Genomic DNA, 19,263 nt, shown 5'->3' with positions numbered 1-19,263 from the left:
CTAATATATTTTTACGATGAAAACAATTATCAACACGAAACACGCTCCTGCTCCAATTGGACCTTATAACCAAGCCGTTTTAGTAGGGAATATGCTTTATACTTCTGGACAAATTGCTATTAATCCCGTAACAAACGAATTAGTTTTGGATACTATAGAACTGGAAACAGAACAGGTTATGCAAAACATGAAGGCTGTTTTAGAAGCTGCTGACATGACTTTTGAAAACGTTATTAAATCAACCATATTTATAAGTGATATGGGTAATTTCTCAAAAATCAATGCGGTTTATGCAACATATTTTAATTCAGATACAGCACCAGCCCGTGAAACCGTAGAAGTTGCCAATTTACCAAAATATGTAAATGTGGAAATTAGTATGATGGCTGTCAAATAGCAATCTTAAAAAGCCATAGACCAGCCAAAACCCAACGTATTACTGTCCGAACCAATATCTTGAAAAGTAACCGAGCGTAAATAAGACAACTTTACAGCTTGTATTTTTGTAATTGGTGCTCCAAACGATATGGCTCCTAAAAAATCGCCACGTGCATCATTTTGTGATACACCATCAATTATTGCGGAACCACCACTTCCTAATCCAGCACTTGCAGAAACCCACATCCTATTTTTAAATCGGTGAATTAAATGCGATTGCACGGCATATAGTGCATTTTGTTTCTTTTCTTGATGATTAAAAAACTGGTTGTTCGCCGTGAAAATAAAGACGGAAGTTGTCAGTTCATAAGACCACGCCCCCCAATTATGAACCATTCCTATTTGCGGTCTAATAATAAAACGATTATTACCTAAATTAATTAAGCGATCCTCCGCATACTGCCCCAAAGGAAAATTAACGGCTAATGACACACCTAACATGGTATTTACTGGGTTGGCTTTTATATATTCCATCATTTCAACCCTATTCATGGCATTGGGTCCAATTAAATTTAAAGAAACGCGAATTCTAGGATCCGCAAACCCTTGTCTGTTAAGCGTTTTAGGTTCTCCAGAAATTTTACCTTCCCATTTTCCAAAAACATAAGGAATTGTAACATCCACACGCGCTAATTTGTTCCCAATTTTAAAAGGCTGTACATAAGAAACGGCAATAATGTCCATATTTTGTTTTACATCTTCAGTTTGCAAAACCGGATCAAAATAAATATCACTGTCAGCAAAGGCATAACCTGCACCAATAACATGCGTTCCTAATGGCAAAGGCGTCCAACGACGTGGCTCTATATCCTGTGAAAAAACATAAGAATTTAAACCCATTAACCACAAAATAATCCAAAAATTTCTAAATGTATTTTTACTCATAAAATTATTAGATTTATCAAAAGATCATTTGTTTATAATTACTTTGTTTTAAAGCAACACAAATTAAAAATTTTTAAATTAGAATTCTATCAAACACCTTAAAATAATACATAGAATTTCGGCCACATGAAGTTTTACTAATTTGGAACATGTATATTTGAATAATCCTTATTACAAATTAATATGCGTATAGAACACGATATAAAATTAGGTTTTAAAGACGTGATGATTCGTCCAAAACGATCGACCTTAAAAAGCAGAAAGGACGTGAGTTTAGTGCGTGAATTCACCTTTTTACACAGCAAGAAAACATGGACAGGGATTCCCATTATGGCTGCCAATATGGACACTGTTGGAACCTTTGACATGGCCAAAGCATTATTTAAACAATCACTATTTACTACCATCCATAAACATTATTCGGTAGAAGAATGGAAAAACTTTATAAATACGGCGCCAAAAGGAATTGAAAATTATATTGCGGTTAGTACAGGAACGGGAGGTGAAGACTCTAAAAAGTTAAAAGACATCCTAAATGCTTGTCCACAACTCAATTTCATATGTATTGATGTTGCCAATGGTTATTCGGAACATTTTACCAATTTTGTTAGAAAAACGCGAAAAGCACACCCTGACAAAGTTATTATAGCCGGAAATGTGGTTACTGGTGAAATGGTAGAAGAATTATTATTGTCTGGAGCCGATATTATTAAGGTTGGAATTGGTCCAGGATCTGTTTGTACCACACGCGTTAAAACGGGCGTTGGCTATCCACAGTTATCCGCTATCATAGAATGTGCGGATGCTGCCCACGGACTTGGTGGACAAATAATAAGTGATGGTGGTTGTACGACACCGGGTGATGTTGCCAAAGCTTTTGGTGCTGGTGCTGATTTTGTTATGCTTGGAGGCATGTTAGCTGGGCATGATGAAAGTGGTGGTGAGTTAATAGAACGTGATGGCGAAAACTATAAACTATTTTATGGTATGAGTTCTGAAACCGCTATGGATAAACACGTTGGTGGTGTTGCTGAATACCGTGCTAGCGAAGGTAAAACGGTTGAAGTTCCGTATAGAGGCTCGGTAGAAACAACGGTATTTGATATTTTAGGTGGCTTACGAAGTACGTGCACCTATGTTGGCGCACAACGCCTAAAAGAGCTTACCAAACGAACAACATTTATTCGTGTGGCAGAACAAGAAAATCAAGTTTATACCAAGTAAGTTTACTGAAAACGAATGCTGATTTTAAAAAAGTAATTTACAAGCCTTTAATTAAAAGCAAGGCAGTTGCCGGATTGGTTGCCAATGGCACATCATGCACATCGCACAAACGCATCAGCATTAACACATCAGGTTCATGTGGGTGTTTTGCTAATGGATCTCTGAAAAAAAGTACCATTTTACACAATCCTTCGGCTACTCGTCCCGCTATTTGGGCATCACCGCCTAAAGGTCCAGATAGTAACTTTTTCACTTTAAATCCTGCGCTTTCCACCTTATTTCCGGTTGTTCCTGTAGACACTAAAGTGATGTGATCTTGATGAAAAAACGCCTTATGTTCATTTAAAAACTGAACCATTTCCGCCTTTTTTCCATCGTGTGCTATAATTGCTATTTCCATTATTCGTTTTTATTGGTGTGATAATTAACCAAACCATCAATTGGTCGTTTTACTATATTGCCCACTTTGTAATGATATTCTTCGGCTATTTCTAAAATTTCATCTTTTGAAAAATACGAGATAGAACCGGCAAAATGAACAGGAACGGTTTTAATTTCTTCTTTAAACTGAAGAATCATATTTTCAGAGAAAAGTCGCAAACCTTTTTTTATCAAATTTTTAATATACACGTTTTCCTTATGTAAAAACATAAATTCAGCAAAACTGGCTAAATAGGCATTCGGATTGGGTTGCTTATATAGGTTGTATTTAATAAAATCTGTATCCATATTATAGGTCTCGGCAAAAGCAGTCCGGAGGGTTTCTGGCATATGATAAAAATAATAATCCCGAATTAACTGTTTGCCATAGTAATTCCCAGAAGCATCATCCATTAGCGAATATCCCAACGAGTTAACGCGTTGATGCACATGGCTTCCATCAAAATAACTACAGTTAGAACCTGTTCCTAAAATACAAACTACAGCTGCCTCATTTGGTTTATTAACGGTGGCTCGAATGGCTGCATAGGTATCTTCCTTCACTTCGATTAAAGCATTTGTAAAGATAGATGCCAAAACCTGTTTTAAAAGTAATCGTGGCTTTTCAGTTCCGCAACCGGCTCCATAAAAATAGACATGAGAAACATTTAATTTATGTTTATTTAAATCTGGTTGCTCATTGATTATTTTATAAAGTTCTTCCGCTTGTAAAATGGCTGGGTTTAAACCTTTGGTTTTTATTTTTTCTAATAAATGATTGCCATTTTTATCAACGGAAAGCCAATCACATTTTGTAGAACCACTATCAACAATTACTATCATATTTCTAAAAATAAAAAATTCGCAGTCTACAATTTAAAATTATAAAACTGCGAATTCAAATGTAGTATTATATTTATAAACTGTTAATATGCTCGGCTAATTCTACTAATTTATAAGAATAAGCATACTCATTATCATACCAAGCTACTAATTTGAAGAATCGAGAATTCAATTCAATAGCTGAATCGGCATCAAAAACACAGGTGCGATCTTCACTAACAAAATCTTGTGAAACCACAGCATCTTCGGTATAACCTACAATTCCTTTTAAAGAACCTTCAGCAGCTTCCTTAAATACTTTTTTAATGGCTTCTAAAGAGGTTTCTTTTTTTGTTCTCACTGTTAAATCAACAACAGATACATTAGCTGTAGGCACACGAAATGCCATACCTGTTAATTTCCCATCTAATTCTGGAATAACTTTACCAACGGCTTTAGCGGCTCCAGTGGTTGTTGGGATAATATTATTTAAAGCAGAACGCCCTAAACGGTAATTTTTGGAGCTTGGACTATCTACGGTATGTTGCGAGGACGTTGTAGCATGAACCGTTGTCATTAAACCCTCTTCAATACCAAAATTATCATTCATAATTTTAGCCATTGGTGCCAAACAATTTGTTGTACAAGAGGCATTTGAAACTATGGTGTCCGTTGCTTTAGCATCTAAATGGTTAACACCCATTACAAACATAGGTGCATCTTTACTTGGTGCAGAGATTACCACTTTTTTGGCGCCCGCATCAATATGAGCTTGAGCCGACTCAATAGTTTTAAAAATCCCAGTACAATCAGCAATAACAGCTGCTTCTACGGCATCCCATTTTAAATTTTTCGGGTCACGCTCTGCTGTTACACGCACCGTTTTTCCATTAACAACTAAATGGCCATTTTCCACTTCAACCGTTCCATTAAAACGACCATGAACGGAATCATACTTTAATAAATAGGCTAAATGGTTAACATCAAGCAAATCATTAATTGCTACTACCTCAACATCTGGCCTTTCCATTGTTGCTCTAAATACAATACGACCAACACGTCCAAATCCGTTTATTCCTAATTTTAATTTTGCCATAATTTTGCTATTTTTTATTACTATTATTGTTACGTGGTCATAATATCGGACACGCGTAATAATTCTTTATTTATTTCTGTTTTGCCTTTAACGGCTTTTTCTAATGGTGTTAATGTAATTTTATTATCTAAAATACCAACCATAAAATTTGTTTTCCCTTCTAATAAGGTTTCCACTGCCTTCACTCCCATTCTACTGGCTAAAACACGATCAAAACAGGATGGTGATCCACCACGTTGCATATGCCCTAATACCGAAACACGCACTTCGTATTCTTCCATGTTTTCTTCAACGTAATCTTTCAATTCAAAAACATTTTTTCCAATCTTATCGCCTTCCGCTACCACAACAATACTAGATGATTTACCAGACTTTTTACTGCGTCTTAAGGATTCTAAAAGTCTATCCAACCCTAAATCTTCTTCAGGGATTAATATTTCTTCAGCTCCTGCTCCAACACCTGCATTTAAGGCAATGTGACCAACATCGCGACCCATAACCTCCACAAAAAACAATCGTTTGTGTGAACTTGCTGTGTCTCGTATTTTATCAATTACCTCAACAACCGTATTTAAAGCGGTATCAAAACCCAACGTAAAGTTGGTGCCAAAAATATCATTATCTATAGTTCCTGGGATACCAATAATAGGGAAATTAAAGGCTTTATTAAAAACTAAACCTCCCGTAAAACTACCATCACCTCCAATAATAACTAAAGCATCTATACCTGCATTAACAAGGTTGTCATGCGCTTTCTGCTGACCTGCATCTGTTCTAAATTCTTTAGATCTAGCCGACTTTAGCATGGTGCCTCCTTTATTGATAATGTGGTTTACACTACGTGCTGAAAGGGATTTAAAATCGCCTTCAATCAATCCTTCGAAACCGCGATAAATACCAATACATTCTATTTCATGGTATGCACAGGTTCTAACAACGGAACGAATGGCGGCATTCATGCCTGGCGAATCACCACCAGAGGTTAAAACACCTATTTTTTTAATATTTTTTGACATGATTTTATACTTGATTATGTAAATCTACTAAAGAAAAACTATAAATAACATGCTATTTGTCACTGTTTTTAATTCTTTTCTTCCTCATCCTTAAAGCCGATGTAACCCGGTAGGTTTTTATTATTTTCTTCAGCTTGCTCTGCTTCTTTGGCTTTTTCTTCTTCGTATTCGTGTTTGCCTTTAAAAATAATTTGAATTAGCTCTCTAAACGTGTCAAAATCCACATTCCATGCTATACCAACACCTTGTGTATAGCCAATTTCTTCACCAAAATTCCGGATACTATTTTCACGATTGAAAACTTTAGCTGTTAGGGTTCCTTCGTCATTTAATAAAAAGTCAATTTGAACATCTCCAGCAATAACCGTTTCACTTACACCTCCAACAGGCACACCAACTTTACCATTAATTAAAATGCGGTCGCTTATATTGGTTTGAAGGGTCACCCCTAAACGATCATCGGTTTGATAGTCGGGTGTATTTTCGCCAGCTTCGTAATTTAAACCTATGTTCACTTTATTATCACTAGTTGAAAAGAAACCGTTAATAATACCATTTAAACGTTCGGTAATAGTTCCGGTTATATTTATATCGTTTAATCGGTTTGAGAAGGCGCCGGTTGCTAATAAATAGAGCGCTTGATTATCTCGGTCTTCTTTGGAATCGAGTCGGTAATTTAATTCGGATTTCACCGTAGAACTCACGTTTGGAAATTCGAATTCAAATTCAATGTCGGGCTTTTCTAAAGGTCCACTTAACATGGTTAACACGTGAACAGGTATACTCCTATTAATAGGGTTATCCAGCAAAGGTGATGGATTTGCTTGCGTTTTATAAATAGCGCTTATTTCAATTTGCGCTGAAAATGGATCGCCTTCCCAAGCCAAAGTTCCACCGGGTTCTACAATAAATTTCTTTTGAACAATGCCACCATACATAAAGTTATAAACACCATCAAAAACCGAAAAATCACCATAAATATTAAATTTACCATTGGTGTTAATATCAATTAGCAAGCCACCAACACCACTTCCTTTTATGGTACTTCCAGACACTTTATCAATTACTATTTCTATTTCGGCATCTTGCGTTATATCCAATTCAAAATCTAATTCTAATCCCGAAATATTCTGTGTTCGCACCTCCTGACCCAATGACTTGGCAAGTTTTTCTTCAGGTGTTAAAAAGTGAATAAAGGAATTATCACCAAAAGTGGCAGAGTCCGTTAAAGGAATAACAAAAGTTGTTCCTGGCTTGGTTTCACCAATAACGCTAATCACCAAATTATTAGCTGGTCCTTTTATGCTGGCAATACCACCAATAAATCCTGTTCCGTAATACGGTGCATCTTCAGTTTCTTCTTGGGTATCTAAAACCAATAAGCGTTGTGTATTAACATCTAAATCCAAACTCCAATCGCCAAAATTAACATGATTAATGGAACCATCTAAAATGCCTTTGGAGTTATATTTAGTATCTGTTATTCGGATATTATTAAACACAAAACTTTGATTATCTAGCGTTACCGATGATTTATTAGCAAATTCAAAATCCACATTTAAATACGGAACCGTTAACCCGGAGTTGTTTAATACCAAATCGCCATTTAATTGCGGTTTTTTCAAACTTCCTTCTACTCTTGCAACACCCGTAACGTCTCCTCTAATATTTGTTAAAATACCAGACAAGAATGGGTTTAATGGTGATAGGTTGAAATTATTAAAGTTTAAATCGACATCTATGGTTGAAACATTTGATGCCACATCAATAATACCAATAGCTGAAAAGGATTCATTGGCATCATCCTTAATTTTGGCATATACTGAATAGTTTGTAAGCGATTCATTACCGCGAATCTGCGCATCAAAAGAACCTAGGACAAGCTTATTAATTTCCAAATCATCCACGGTAATATTGGCGTCTGGTAGGTAGAGTCCGTTTTGCTGAAAAACATCCAACTTACCATTTACGTTTCCGCGTAAATCCAAACTATCTATGGATGGTGTTATTTTAGCCAAATCAACATCCTTAAAATTTAGTTTAATATCCTTATAGGTAGAGTCTCGTAATTCTCCAAAAAGCTTTATCTGCTCACTATTATGCCTCATTAAAAATGAATCTATTTTTACGTTTTTAAAGTTATTGTCAAAAACGAGCCGGTTATTCCGGTTTCTATTTTCATTTAAAATCCATTTATTCCCCTTAAAAGTGATATCTGATTTACTAAAACCAACAACGGATTTATTTTCTTTATTAATGGTGTGGTAAAAACTTAAATTATAGATATCGTTATTGTTTTTACCGCCATTAAATTCCGACCTAATAAACAATGTGTCCTTTAGGGTTACGTTAATTAAGTTGAATTTAGAAATATTATAAAAATTGGTATTGATACTATCTACTTCTACATAGGTATTAAAAAGTGGGTTTTTATTATCTACTTGTAAAGAAATTTGATCTGCAAAATAATCAAACAGCTTAATTTTAGGTGATTTAAAGGTTAATTTAAATTCATCCTCTTGACTTTCCACATGGCCACGAATGTAGGTGTTGGATCCTAGCTCGATATCGGGAACAAATACTTCAACTATTTTATTATAGATATTAAAATTAAAATCAATGTATTGATTTTCTACTACTTTATGCGGTTTATAGTTCGCGTAAATGCTTCCTACGGCATTTTCAAAAAGCTTTCCAATATCTTCAAATAGGAAAACACCACTTAACTGTCCCGTAATAATATCTGGAGAATTTACATTAATATAATGCACCTCTTCTTGGAAGGTTGATGTTATTTGAAAATCTTCAAAGAAATAAGAATCATGCTCATTGATATACGATGTATTCCTAAATTGAATGTTACCTACGGCATTATTTACAGTTGTACCTGAAGCCTTCATAACCACCACACCTTTAAACGTTGATAGGCTATCATTTTTCACAAAATTCATGGCTTTTAGGTTGGCATAGTTTACATCTGCTTCAAAATCAAACTCACTTATTTCCTTTGAAAAATCGGCTAACCCATTAAATGTTAGTTTTAAATTTTCATCATTGGAAATGAGTTTTCCATCATAAATATTATTTCCTAGCACACCTGATACTTCCAAGTTGTTATATTCATAACCGTTATATACAACCGCATACACATCACCCAAAAGTTTGGTGTCTAAGCCTTCTAAAGTAAAACCTTTACCATTTACATTCAGGTTTAATGAGGTTTTTCCCCAATTCGGGTTTTCCATGAATTCCCCAATTTCAAAATCTTTAAACACTATTTTCCCTTTATACGTGGCATTGTCCACATCATTAAAGGTTTTCATTTCTAAATTAGAATCTATAAAGCCCAAATCCGTTTGAATTTGAAGATTCGCCTTTATTTCAGATGTAGTAATTTCAGATTGCCCAACAATAGTAAAACGGCCTAACCTATCAAAAGCTGAAGGAATAGAATTCCCTAAAACATTTGGCAAAAGCGCCTTTAAATCTTTGTAATTGGATGATAGATTGGTAAATTTTCCATTCATATAAAAGTTATCCGTTTCTTTATTAAACAGATTCTTAAAATATAAATCACCATAAACACGACTATTACTACTCGTGTTCAATTTTAAGTTATTTAGTTTTAAATCATTTAGTGTTCCCGTAACGTTTGTCGTAAAAGTGGCATGTTGGTTAATACCAAACTCATCATAAAAAGTATTTAACTCATTTAAGGCAATATCCGCTTCTGTAAAATTGGCCTTCACTTGAACTTTATCTGTAAAAAACTGTAAATCTTCTCTATTGTACGAAAATTTCACATCGCCTTTTAAAATAGAATTCTCCGTTTTAATATCTAAATTATCTAAACGTATTTGTTCTTTGGTATACGAAAAATTGGTGACTAAATTTTTCATTTTAAGACCACGACTATCATCAAATGCCAAAGTATTAATCCGCATACTAACACTTGGACCATTAATTAATAAATTAGTTGCATTGGTAAAAACGTTAGTAAATTCAAGAATTTTAGGCGTTTCATTATTTTCATTCGTCATTCTAAAAATACCATCTCTAATGGTAACATCACTCGAGGACATTAAAAATGTACTTTCGCTAACCTCCTGGTTATCTTCATCAAAACGTGCCACAAACACATCTAAATTGGTATCGGTTTCACCCTTGTAGGTCACCAAATTAAAAATAACACCTTCCAAATCTATATCACCAAAAACCAATTTACCGTTGTATAAATTTTTAAAACTTAAAATAGAGGTATTTAAATTGGTGGCGCTAATTAGGGTGTCTTTTTTAAAATCGCGAATTAGCACGCCTTTCAGTTCCACATCACCAGTGATTTGCAAACCGATGCGTTCAATATTTATATTGGTTTTGAAATCTGAATTTATTCTGTTCGTAACATGCTTGGCAATGCCAGTTTGAACGGCAGGAATGGACAATAGCAGTACCAAAATAATAAATAGTAGCAATAAGGTTGCTACTAATCGTCCGAGTATTTTGAAAAATTTTTTGATACGTTTATAAAGTTATAACTTTGACATCAAAATTAACAATTATTATGCCCAATTATTAGAAATGGCTACAGAAAATATTTACATATTAGGAATTGAGTCATCCTGCGATGATACTGCGGCTTCCGTACTGTTAAACGGTCGTGTTTTGAGTAATGTTGTAGCAAGTCAAAAAATACATGAAGAATATGGTGGTGTGGTTCCTGAATTGGCTTCTAGAGCACATCAAAAAAACATTGTTCCCGTGGTTGCTCAAGCACTTAAAAAAGCAGGCATTACTAAAAATGAGTTACATGCCGTGGCCTTTACTAGAGGGCCTGGATTAATGGGCTCTTTATTAGTAGGCACCTCCTTTGCCAAGTCTTTGGCTTTTGGTCTGGATATTCCATTAATTGACGTTAACCATATGCAAGCACATATTTTGGCGCATTTTATTGAAGAAGCCGATTATTCAAAGCCACCCTTCCCTTTTTTGGCAATGACTATATCAGGTGGCCACACTCAAATAGTTAAAGTTTCCAGCTATTTTGATTTAAAAGTAATAGGTGAAACAATTGATGATGCTGTTGGTGAAGCCTTTGATAAGAGCGGAAAAATTCTCGGCCTTGGGTATCCCGCAGGTCCAGAAATTGATAAACGGGCTAAATTAGGAAACCCGAAGGCGTTTAAATTTACCAAACCAAACGTGGACGGTTTAAACTTTAGTTTTTCGGGATTAAAAACGGGAATTCTATATTTCGTTCAGCGAGAAACCAAAGCAAACCCCAATTTTGTTAAAGAAAATCTGAATGATATCTGCGCCTCTATCCAATATACTATTATCGGTATTTTAATAGATAAGCTTAAATTAGCCACCAAGCAAACAGGTATTAAACATATTGCTATTGGTGGCGGTGTTTCCGCTAATTCAGGAATTCGTCAAGCTTTAAAAGATGGCGAACAAAAATTTGGATGGACCACCTATGTGCCAAAATTTGAATACACCACAGATAATGCTGCCATGATTGCTATTGTTGGATATTTAAAGTATTTGGAAGGTTATTTTAGTGAGCAAGACGTAACAGCCTCTTCTAGATTGAAAATTTAATAGCCAATTGTTAAAACATCTGTTAATAATGTTTTGGCAATTCGTTCATTGAAGCCTTATTTTTTGTTTTTTTGTTTACTAAACAATCCCAAATTATGAAAACACTACTAATTTTTTTAATTGGTTTCTGTGCAGTCCTACATGCACAGGAAGCCGTAACACCTACTTTTGAAACAATTACCAATGCCGACGAAGCCCAATTGTTTTTAGATTCTAACCCAAGCAAAAGCAACACATTTATTGTTTTTAATGAGGAGAACCATAAAACCGAATTAGCGCGAAACCTATTTAGCTCGGGCCAAGCCACAGTTGATGGTCAAATGGAACGAACCCGTTATAAAGTTGTAGATCGTTTTACAACCACGCATTATCGCGCGAATTATATTTTTATTGATGGCAACAAAATAGATGCCGAAGCGGCAGAAAGCCTAATTAAAACCATTTCCAAAAAATACAAAGATGGTGTGCCATTTAGTAAATTGGCGCAACAATATTCTATGGATAGAAATGCGAATAGAAATGGTGATACAGGCTGGTTTGCTCCTGGTAAAATGCATCCGGAATTAGAACGCGTCATTATTAATGTTCCTATTAGCAAACGCGATTTGTTTTCATTTGAACTCAAAGATAAATCCTGGTATTATTTGGTGTTGAATTCCTACCAGCCAAAAGAAATCAAGGAAATTAAAGTGCTAAAAATAGTCGAAAAAAAATAATCATGCAGCTGTTTTACAATCCACATATTTCCGAAACTACCGAGAACTTTACGTTTGACAAAGACGAAAGTCGTCATATTATAAAAGTACTTCGGAAAAATGTGGGAGACATCCTTCAAATTACCAATGGAAAAGGTTGGTTGTTTTCAGCTGAAATTACAACAGATGCCATAAAAAAATGTGAAGCTAAAATTATAGCTAAAACAGTACAGAAACCCTTAAGTTACCAATTACATTTAGCGGTTGCGCCTACCAAAATGAACGATCGGTTTGAATGGTTTTTAGAAAAGGCAACTGAAATAGGCATCACTACCATTACGCCTATTATTTGCGACCATAGTGAGCGTCAGGTGATTAAATTAGATCGCTTTGAAAAAATAGTTCAATCAGCTATGAAGCAATCCTTAAATTGCTATTTACCGACGTTAAATGAGGCCATTCCGTTTTCAGATTTTATAAAGCAATCTTTTGAAGGACAAACTTTTATTGCGCATTGTGAGGAACTGGATAGGAAATCTTTAAAGCAAGTAATTAAACCCGAAATGGCAATTACCATTTTAATTGGACCAGAAGGCGATTTTAGTGTTAAAGAAATTGAAACAGCCATTAAAAACAAGTTTATTCCTGTAACTTTGGGTGAAACCAGATTACGTACCGAAACCGCAGCAATTGTTGCATGTCACAGTGTGGCATTTGTAAATGAGTAACTATGAAGCAACGCATCACGATTCTTTTATTAATTATTACGTGTAGTATATCTGCCCAAGAAATTGCCGTTTTAAAATACAAAGGTGGGGGTGATTGGTATAGTAATCCAACAGCACTTCCAAATCTTATTGCGTTTTGTAATACGAATATCAGCACCAAAATCAATGAGAAACCAGAAACTGTAGAGGCTGGTAGCATGGATATTTTTCAATATGCCTTTATCCACATGACGGGTCATGGTAACGTTTATTTTAGTGATGAAGATGCTGAAAACTTAAGAAACTACCTGCTTTCGGGAGGATTTCTACATATAGATGATAACTACGGCATGAAACCCTATGTTACAGAAGCTTTAAAAACGGTGTTTCCCAATGCAGAAATGATAGAAATACCAGCAAATCACGCTATTTTTAATACAGCCTATAGTTTACCTGAAGGTTTACCAAAAATCCATGAACATGATGGAAACCGACCACAAGCTTTTGGCATTTTCCATGAAAACCGATTAGTAGTTCTGTTTACCTATGAAAGTGATTTAGGTAATGGCTGGGAAGATGAAGTTGTGCATAATGATCCACCAGAAGTTCGAGAAAAAGCATTAAAAATGGGTGCCAATATTATTAAATATGCGTTTGAGCATTAAAGTAAATAGAATTATGCAACTCACACATTACACCTCTAAATTTTCACCACACACCTTCCCCATTACCGTAATTTGCGATGGAATTACCAATGCGCCAAACATTGGGAGTTTATTTAGAACGGCCGACGCCTTTGGAGTTGAAAAATTAATTTTCTGCGGAAAAGATATCGAGTTTGGAAGAAAATCAGCTAAAACCTCACGCGCTACAGAAAAATATGTGCCGTTTGAAATGAATACGGATACGTTAGAATCCATTTTACGCTTAAAATCAGGTGGATATCGTATAGTCGCTTTAGAAATTACCGAAGACAGCCAAGCCATTAATCAAATAACATTTGAGACCACAGAACCTATTGCTTTAATAGTTGGTGCAGAAAATTTTGGGATTTCGGAAGCTGTTTTAGCATTAGCAGATTCGGTTGTTCACATAAATATGTTTGGGCAAAATAGCAGTATGAATGTGGTTCAAGCTACAAGCATTTGCCTATACGAAATAACCAAACAACTTAAGGAAAATTAATTGGTAACCATTTCAGTTTCAATCAGTATATTTGACGCATGAATTCTAAACAAGTTTCAAACGGTATTTTAAGAGCAATTGGCTATCTATTAGGTGTAGCTATTCTTTTGTTTTTTCTTTATAAAATACAATCTGTCATCGTTTACATTGCCATTTCTGCCGTTATATCCTTAACAGGAAGACCTATTGTAGCTTTTTTAAGACGTCGTTTAAAATTCAATAACCTATTAGCAGTTATAACAACTATGATAATGCTTTTAGGATTGATACTGGGTTTAGTAGGTCTTTTCATTCCTTTAATTGTTGAACAAGGTCATAATTTATCACTTTTAGATATTGAAAAATTACAGGTAAATATTAATAATATCTATAATGAAACGGCTTCCCATTTTAATTTGGATAAAATAAATACGGGAGACTCACTTGAAAATTCCGAATTGTTTTCAAACTTAAATTTTACCGTTATCCCGGAATTTTTAAACTCCGTGGTAAGCGGTTTGGGAAGTTTTAGTATTGGATTATTCTCCGTATTATTTATATCATTTTTCTTTTTAAAGGATAGTAAACTTTTTGAAAACAGCCTACTTGCACTCGTTCCAGATAGTAAAGTAAGTCGCGTAAAAAATTCAATCGAAAAAATTAAAGACTTACTCTCGCGTTATTTCGTGGGACTTGTATTTCAAATTTCAGTCATTTTTGTTATTTACACCATTGGTTTGTTAATTGTGGGTGTTGAAAATGCTGTTGTAATAGCCTTCTTATGTGCCTTAATTAATTTAATCCCGTATTTAGGACCCGTAATTGGTGGTTGTATTATGGTATTACTGACTATGACTAGTAATTTAGGTAGTAGTTTTAGCGATGTTATTTTACCAGAAACACTCTATGTTTTAATTGTTATTGCCATTGGCCAATTAATTGATAATTTTATTAGTCAACCGGTTATTTTCTCAAGAAGTGTAAAATCGCATCCACTTGAAATATTCCTGGTTATTGTTATTGCTGGACTCCTTTTTGGAATTGTAGGTATGATTATCGCTATTCCTGCTTACACCGCTTTAAAGGTTATTTTAAAGGAGTTTTTAGCCGATAATAAAATTGTTCAGAGTTTAACAAAGAATCTTTAAGCCGTTTTGAATGTCGCCATTTTAAATACCGAAAATCAGGAATTTATAGACGCCCATTTAGAATCCGATAGTACCAAACTACTGTTTGGAAAAGCACCTCATTCGTCTGCTACAATTAAGGAATTAGTAGCGCAAATTGAAGCCAAAAAACGCAGTAAAACCAAACTCCCAACCTGGTTTAAAACACCATTCATTTATTATCCAAATAAATTGAATATTGAGCAAACCTCTTCGGAAACTACGGCGCAATACAAAGCCTCTCTAGTTTCAGGAGAAAACCTATTGGATATAACTGGTGGTTTTGGTGTAGATTGTTTTTATTTCGCAAAAACAATGCAACAGGTTATTCATTGCGAAATAAATAACAACTTATCTGAAATCGTTACTTATAATTTTAAACAGTTACAAGTCACCAATATTCAAACAATTTCAGAAGATGGTATTGCGTATTTAAAAAGTCAAAAAACGCGCTTCGATTGGATTTATATAGATCCTTCCAGACGTCATGATAGTAAGGGTAAAGTTTTTTTCTTAAAAGATTGTTTGCCCAGTGTTCCAGATCATTTGGATGATGTATTCAAGCACACCAATAACCTATTAATTAAAACGGCGCCTTTATTAGATATTTCATCTGGTATTCAAGAGTTACAGGCGGTTAAAGAAATTCATGTGGTTGCCTTGAATAATGAAGTTAAAGAATTACTTTGGATTCTGGAAAATGGTTATGAAGGTGCCACTGCTATTAAAACCATCAATATCAATAAACACCAGAATCAAACCTTCAATTTTCAACTAAATCAAGAAACATTAGCACAGACAACCTACAGTTTACCAAAACAGTATTTGTATGAGCCCAATGCTGCTATTTTAAAATCGGGTGCTTTTAATAGTATTTCCCATCAATTACAACTTGATAAGTTACATCAGCACACCCATTTGTACACTAGTAATGATTTGGTTGATTTTCCTGGACGTTCTTTTCAAATTTTAGAAATCGTGCCTTACAATAAAAAAGCGGTTAAAAAACTAGGGATAACACAAGCCAATATTACAACGCGTAACTTTCCAGATGCTGTGGCAACCATCCGAAAGAAATTAAAAATAGCCGATGGTGGTGATATTTACCTATTTTTTGCGACAAACATGCATGAGGAACGTATGGGAATAATTTGTAAAAAAGTAGAATATTTAAAAGCTTAATCGCTTAAACATAAATAAGAGAAACATGTTAAAAGCAGTATTATTTGATATGGATGGTGTAATTGTAGATACGGAACCGCTGCACCACAAAGCCTATTATGGGATGTTTAACTCACTGAAGTTAGATGTAACAGAGCAGCAATATCAATCGTTCACGGGGCAATCAACCATTAATGTTTGCCGACAGCTTTGTAATCATTTTAAGTTAGCAAATGCACCCGAGGAATTAGTGCAAATTAAACGCCATATTTTCAAAGATTTATTTGTGTCGGACAGCAGTTTACAGCTTATTGACGGCGTATTAGAATTAATTCAGGACTACCATCAAAACAATGTAACGTTGGTGCTGGCTTCATCCGCATCTATGCAAACTATTGAAAGTGTTTTCAACCGATTTGAATTGGACCCCTACTTTAAAGCCAAATTAAGTGGTGCCGATTTAAAAGCATCCAAGCCACACCCCGAAATCTTTTTAAAAGCTGCGGAAAGCTCCGGGTTTAAAAAAGAACAGTGTTTGGTGATTGAAGATTCAACAAATGGTATTAAAGCAGCTAATGCTGCGGGTATTTTTTGTGTTGGATATAAAAGCTTACACTCCAAAAACCAGAATTATGAGACAGCAAATCTCGTGATAGACGATTTTAAAAGCATTTCCTACCAACGTGCAAAAAACTTCTTATCAGTTCACTAATAGGTTGTTAATTGTTGAAATTTTAATCGGTAAATAAAAATTGCATTTTTTCGCGTAAAAAGTTTCAAAAATAGTTGCGTTCTTTATAATGGATGGTTACATTTGCATCCGCATTAAAAGAATGTTCTTTTATATTTAATGGAGAGGTGCCAGAGTGGTAATGGAGCAGATTGCTAATCTGTCGACGCGTAAGTGTCGCCAGGGTTCGAATCCCTGTCTCTCCGCATTTTTTTAGATAACCGTTTTTTCATGTTGCAGACACTCGAAATTTTCGAGTTAAACTGCATTTTTGAAAAAAAGTATCGGGGTGTAGCGTAGCCCGGTTATCGCGCCGCGTTTGGGACGCGGAGGTCGCAGGTTCGAATCCTGCCACCCCGACAATTTTTTTAGAGTTACGGGCTCGTAGCTCAGCTGGATAGAGCACCTCCCTTCTAAGGAGGCGGTCACAGGTTCGAATCCTGTCGGGCTCACTTAAAGACTTACTGTTTTCAGTAGGTCTTTTTTGTTTTTAGGCATTTCAATTAGTTTGCAATAACGCCCCTCCCATTTAAGCTTATTTATCCCAAATGTTAAGCGCAATAATTTAAGTATCTTTGATTTGCTTTTAAGCTCACAAATCATGAAAACGCATTTAGTAACTTTCTTTTTATACCTCGCTATACTTCCACTTTTTGCTCAAATGATACCTTCCAATCAAAATCCGAAATTTAATTCCAGTTTAAATCCCAAGTTTAATTCCAACATAAATCCGGTATTTAACTCACAAATAAACCCGAAGTATAATTCCAATATCAATCCGAAGTATACAGCCAATATAAATCCCAAATACACGTCTAGCATTAACCCGAAATATAATTCCGATTTAAACCCGGCATTCAACTCAAAAATTAATCCTAAATATAATTTCCAACTCAACCCAAATTACGGGAATTGGGAGGGTTATTATATGTTCAATCAATCGGCTGAAATTATTGGGTTTCTCATTTATGCGAATACCGATGTGTATTTGTATTATAACAATGATGGTACTTGGATGGGATTTTTTGTGCGTGCTGAATCTAATTTCAACCTGTTTACCTTAAATGGCCAATGGACCGGCAGCTATTTGTCCTCCGATTCCGAAAATGGTTATAACCTTTTTGATGAAGGCGCCAATTGGACTAAAAACTATGTAAAATAACAGCATCTAATCATTTAGATAAACTTAATTTCAAATATCCCATTCGCGCTATTTTTAAACCAATAGTTTTCTATATTTGGGAATAGGTTGTTCTTAATCAACAAACCAAACAAGGCTTAAAAACACATGAAAAATTTAAAAGGAAAAACAGTATTAATCACTGGTGGGGCATCTGGAATTGGAAAAATCATGACACGCCTCATGTTAGAACGCCAAGCTCGTGTGGTTATTTGGGACATTAGTCAGGAAAATATAGATTTAACAACCAGCGAGTTGCAAAACAATCCGGCGCTTTTTAGCTATACATTAGATATTTCTAACATGCAACAGGTTCAAGAAACCGCTAAAAACGTCAAGCAAGAAATTGGCATCGTAGATGTGCTTATCAATAATGCGGGAATTATTGTCGGTAAGTTTTTCCATGAACATACAGAAGCCGATATAGAAAACACCATGAAAATTAACAGCCTAGCGCCTATGCATATTTCTAACATATTTCTAGACGATATGCTTCAACAGAATTCTGGACATATATGTAATATTGCCTCTTCTGGTGGTTTAATCTCCAATCCTAAAATGTCAGTTTACGCATCAAGCAAATGGGCCCTTATTGGTTGGTCTGATAGTTTGCGTTTGGAAATGAAACAACTCAAAAAAAACATACATGTTACCACCATCATGCCTTATTATATAAATACAGGAATGTTTGACGGTGTGAAATCTAAAATTCCCATATTAGAACCAGAAGCGGCATCCCTAACCATTATCAAAGCCATAGAAACAAATAAAAGAATGGTAACCATTCCAGGCTATATTTACCGAGTAACTAGATTTGGTCAAGCCGTTATGTCTGTAAATGTATTCGACTGGTTTACGGGCAAGGTATTGGGTATTTATAAAACCATGGAGCATTTTGTAGGGCGCCAAAAATAATCGGGTTATAAATTCAGATCAAGGCAAGTTTGTGGTATATAAG

At 35.0% G+C, this 19,263-nt stretch carries 18 protein-coding genes and 3 tRNA genes; 15 read left to right on the top strand and 6 right to left on the bottom strand.

What is annotated here, in order from left to right:
- Positions 1-16 precede the first annotated feature (16 nt).
- Positions 17-397 (top strand): Rid family detoxifying hydrolase, encoded by a 381-nt coding sequence (locus ACN0QX_RS00320; protein WP_248399373.1) that lies wholly within the window; start codon positions 17-19, stop codon positions 395-397.
- A gap of 5 nt (positions 398-402) precedes the next feature.
- Here ACN0QX_RS00320 and ACN0QX_RS00315 read toward each other — a convergent pair whose 3' ends face one another.
- Positions 403-1,323, bottom strand: coding sequence for a transporter (locus ACN0QX_RS00315; RefSeq protein ID WP_417195009.1), 921 nt, complete (start codon positions 1,321-1,323; stop codon positions 403-405).
- 183 nt (positions 1,324-1,506) lie between these two features.
- Between ACN0QX_RS00315 and ACN0QX_RS00310 the strand changes: the two genes are divergently transcribed.
- Entirely contained in the window at positions 1,507-2,547 is a 1,041-nt protein-coding gene (locus ACN0QX_RS00310; protein WP_417195008.1) for a GMP reductase, read from the top strand.
- A gap of 37 nt (positions 2,548-2,584) precedes the next feature.
- On the opposite strand, the gene ACN0QX_RS00305 is transcribed toward ACN0QX_RS00310, so the two are convergent.
- The 5 genes from ACN0QX_RS00305 to ACN0QX_RS00285 form a co-directional block, all read right to left on the bottom strand.
- Positions 2,585-2,947, bottom strand: coding sequence for a methylglyoxal synthase (locus ACN0QX_RS00305; protein ID WP_248399364.1), 363 nt, complete (start codon positions 2,945-2,947; stop codon positions 2,585-2,587).
- Positions 2,947-3,810, bottom strand: coding sequence for an N-acetylglucosamine kinase (locus ACN0QX_RS00300; protein WP_417195007.1), 864 nt, complete (start codon positions 3,808-3,810; stop codon positions 2,947-2,949). The genes ACN0QX_RS00305 and ACN0QX_RS00300 overlap by 1 nt, the downstream gene beginning before the upstream one ends.
- Before the next feature lie 73 nt (positions 3,811-3,883).
- Entirely contained in the window at positions 3,884-4,885 is a 1,002-nt protein-coding gene (gene gap / locus ACN0QX_RS00295; RefSeq protein ID WP_417195006.1) for a type I glyceraldehyde-3-phosphate dehydrogenase, read from the bottom strand.
- 29 nt (positions 4,886-4,914) lie between these two features.
- On the bottom strand, positions 4,915-5,901 hold the full coding sequence (pfkA, locus tag ACN0QX_RS00290; protein WP_248399358.1) for a 6-phosphofructokinase: 987 nt from the start codon (positions 5,899-5,901) through the stop codon (positions 4,915-4,917).
- A gap of 68 nt (positions 5,902-5,969) precedes the next feature.
- Complete coding sequence (locus ACN0QX_RS00285) at positions 5,970-10,373, bottom strand: translocation/assembly module TamB domain-containing protein (protein WP_417195005.1); 4,404 nt, start codon at positions 10,371-10,373, stop codon at positions 5,970-5,972.
- A 106-nt stretch (positions 10,374-10,479) separates the two neighbouring features.
- Here ACN0QX_RS00285 and tsaD point away from each other — a divergent pair, with 106 nt between their 5' ends.
- The 13 genes from tsaD (at position 10,480) to ACN0QX_RS00220 (ending at position 19,220) form a co-directional block, all read left to right on the top strand.
- A complete protein-coding gene (gene tsaD / locus ACN0QX_RS00280) occupies positions 10,480-11,502 on the top strand; it encodes a tRNA (adenosine(37)-N6)-threonylcarbamoyltransferase complex transferase subunit TsaD (RefSeq protein WP_376859887.1) in 1,023 nt (340 codons plus the stop codon).
- Between the two features lie 95 nt (positions 11,503-11,597).
- Entirely contained in the window at positions 11,598-12,218 is a 621-nt protein-coding gene (locus ACN0QX_RS00275) for a peptidylprolyl isomerase (RefSeq protein WP_248399354.1), read from the top strand.
- Positions 12,219-12,220: 2 nt separating this feature from the next.
- Positions 12,221-12,925, top strand: coding sequence for a 16S rRNA (uracil(1498)-N(3))-methyltransferase (locus ACN0QX_RS00270; protein WP_248399353.1), 705 nt, complete (start codon positions 12,221-12,223; stop codon positions 12,923-12,925).
- Between the two features lie 2 nt (positions 12,926-12,927).
- Positions 12,928-13,569 (top strand): DUF4159 domain-containing protein, encoded by a 642-nt coding sequence (locus ACN0QX_RS00265; RefSeq protein WP_417195004.1) that lies wholly within the window; start codon positions 12,928-12,930, stop codon positions 13,567-13,569.
- 13 nt (positions 13,570-13,582) lie between these two features.
- On the top strand, positions 13,583-14,089 hold the full coding sequence (locus ACN0QX_RS00260) for a TrmH family RNA methyltransferase (RefSeq protein ID WP_417195003.1): 507 nt from the start codon (positions 13,583-13,585) through the stop codon (positions 14,087-14,089).
- A 38-nt stretch (positions 14,090-14,127) separates the two neighbouring features.
- Positions 14,128-15,216 (top strand): AI-2E family transporter, encoded by a 1,089-nt coding sequence (locus tag ACN0QX_RS00255; RefSeq protein ID WP_417195002.1) that lies wholly within the window; start codon positions 14,128-14,130, stop codon positions 15,214-15,216.
- A 6-nt stretch (positions 15,217-15,222) separates the two neighbouring features.
- Positions 15,223-16,416 carry a THUMP-like domain-containing protein gene (locus ACN0QX_RS00250; RefSeq protein WP_417195001.1) on the top strand — a complete coding sequence of 398 codons (1,194 nt, stop codon included), beginning with the start codon at positions 15,223-15,225 and terminating at the stop codon, positions 16,414-16,416.
- Positions 16,417-16,441: 25 nt separating this feature from the next.
- Positions 16,442-17,107 (top strand): HAD family hydrolase, encoded by a 666-nt coding sequence (locus tag ACN0QX_RS00245; RefSeq protein WP_417195000.1) that lies wholly within the window; start codon positions 16,442-16,444, stop codon positions 17,105-17,107.
- Between the two features lie 140 nt (positions 17,108-17,247).
- Positions 17,248-17,331: transfer RNA gene (locus ACN0QX_RS00240), tRNA-Ser, on the top strand.
- 79 nt (positions 17,332-17,410) lie between these two features.
- Positions 17,411-17,485 (top strand) — tRNA-Pro (locus tag ACN0QX_RS00235).
- 18 nt (positions 17,486-17,503) lie between these two features.
- A tRNA-Arg gene (locus ACN0QX_RS00230) sits at positions 17,504-17,577 on the top strand.
- A gap of 149 nt (positions 17,578-17,726) precedes the next feature.
- Positions 17,727-18,287 (top strand): hypothetical protein, encoded by a 561-nt coding sequence (locus ACN0QX_RS00225; RefSeq protein WP_417194999.1) that lies wholly within the window; start codon positions 17,727-17,729, stop codon positions 18,285-18,287.
- Positions 18,288-18,413: 126 nt separating this feature from the next.
- The gene (locus ACN0QX_RS00220; protein WP_417194998.1) at positions 18,414-19,220 is read left to right on the top strand and encodes an SDR family oxidoreductase; all 807 of its coding nucleotides are present in this window, start codon (positions 18,414-18,416) and stop codon (positions 19,218-19,220) included.
- The last annotated feature ends 43 nt before the right edge of the window (positions 19,221-19,263 follow it).

This window comes from Bizionia sp. (genome assembly GCF_048259285.1).
In the GTDB taxonomy this organism is placed as follows: Bacteria; Bacteroidota; Bacteroidia; order Flavobacteriales; family Flavobacteriaceae; genus Algorimicrobium; species Algorimicrobium hallyeonense.
This window is presented reverse-complemented; position numbering and strand designations above follow the sequence as displayed.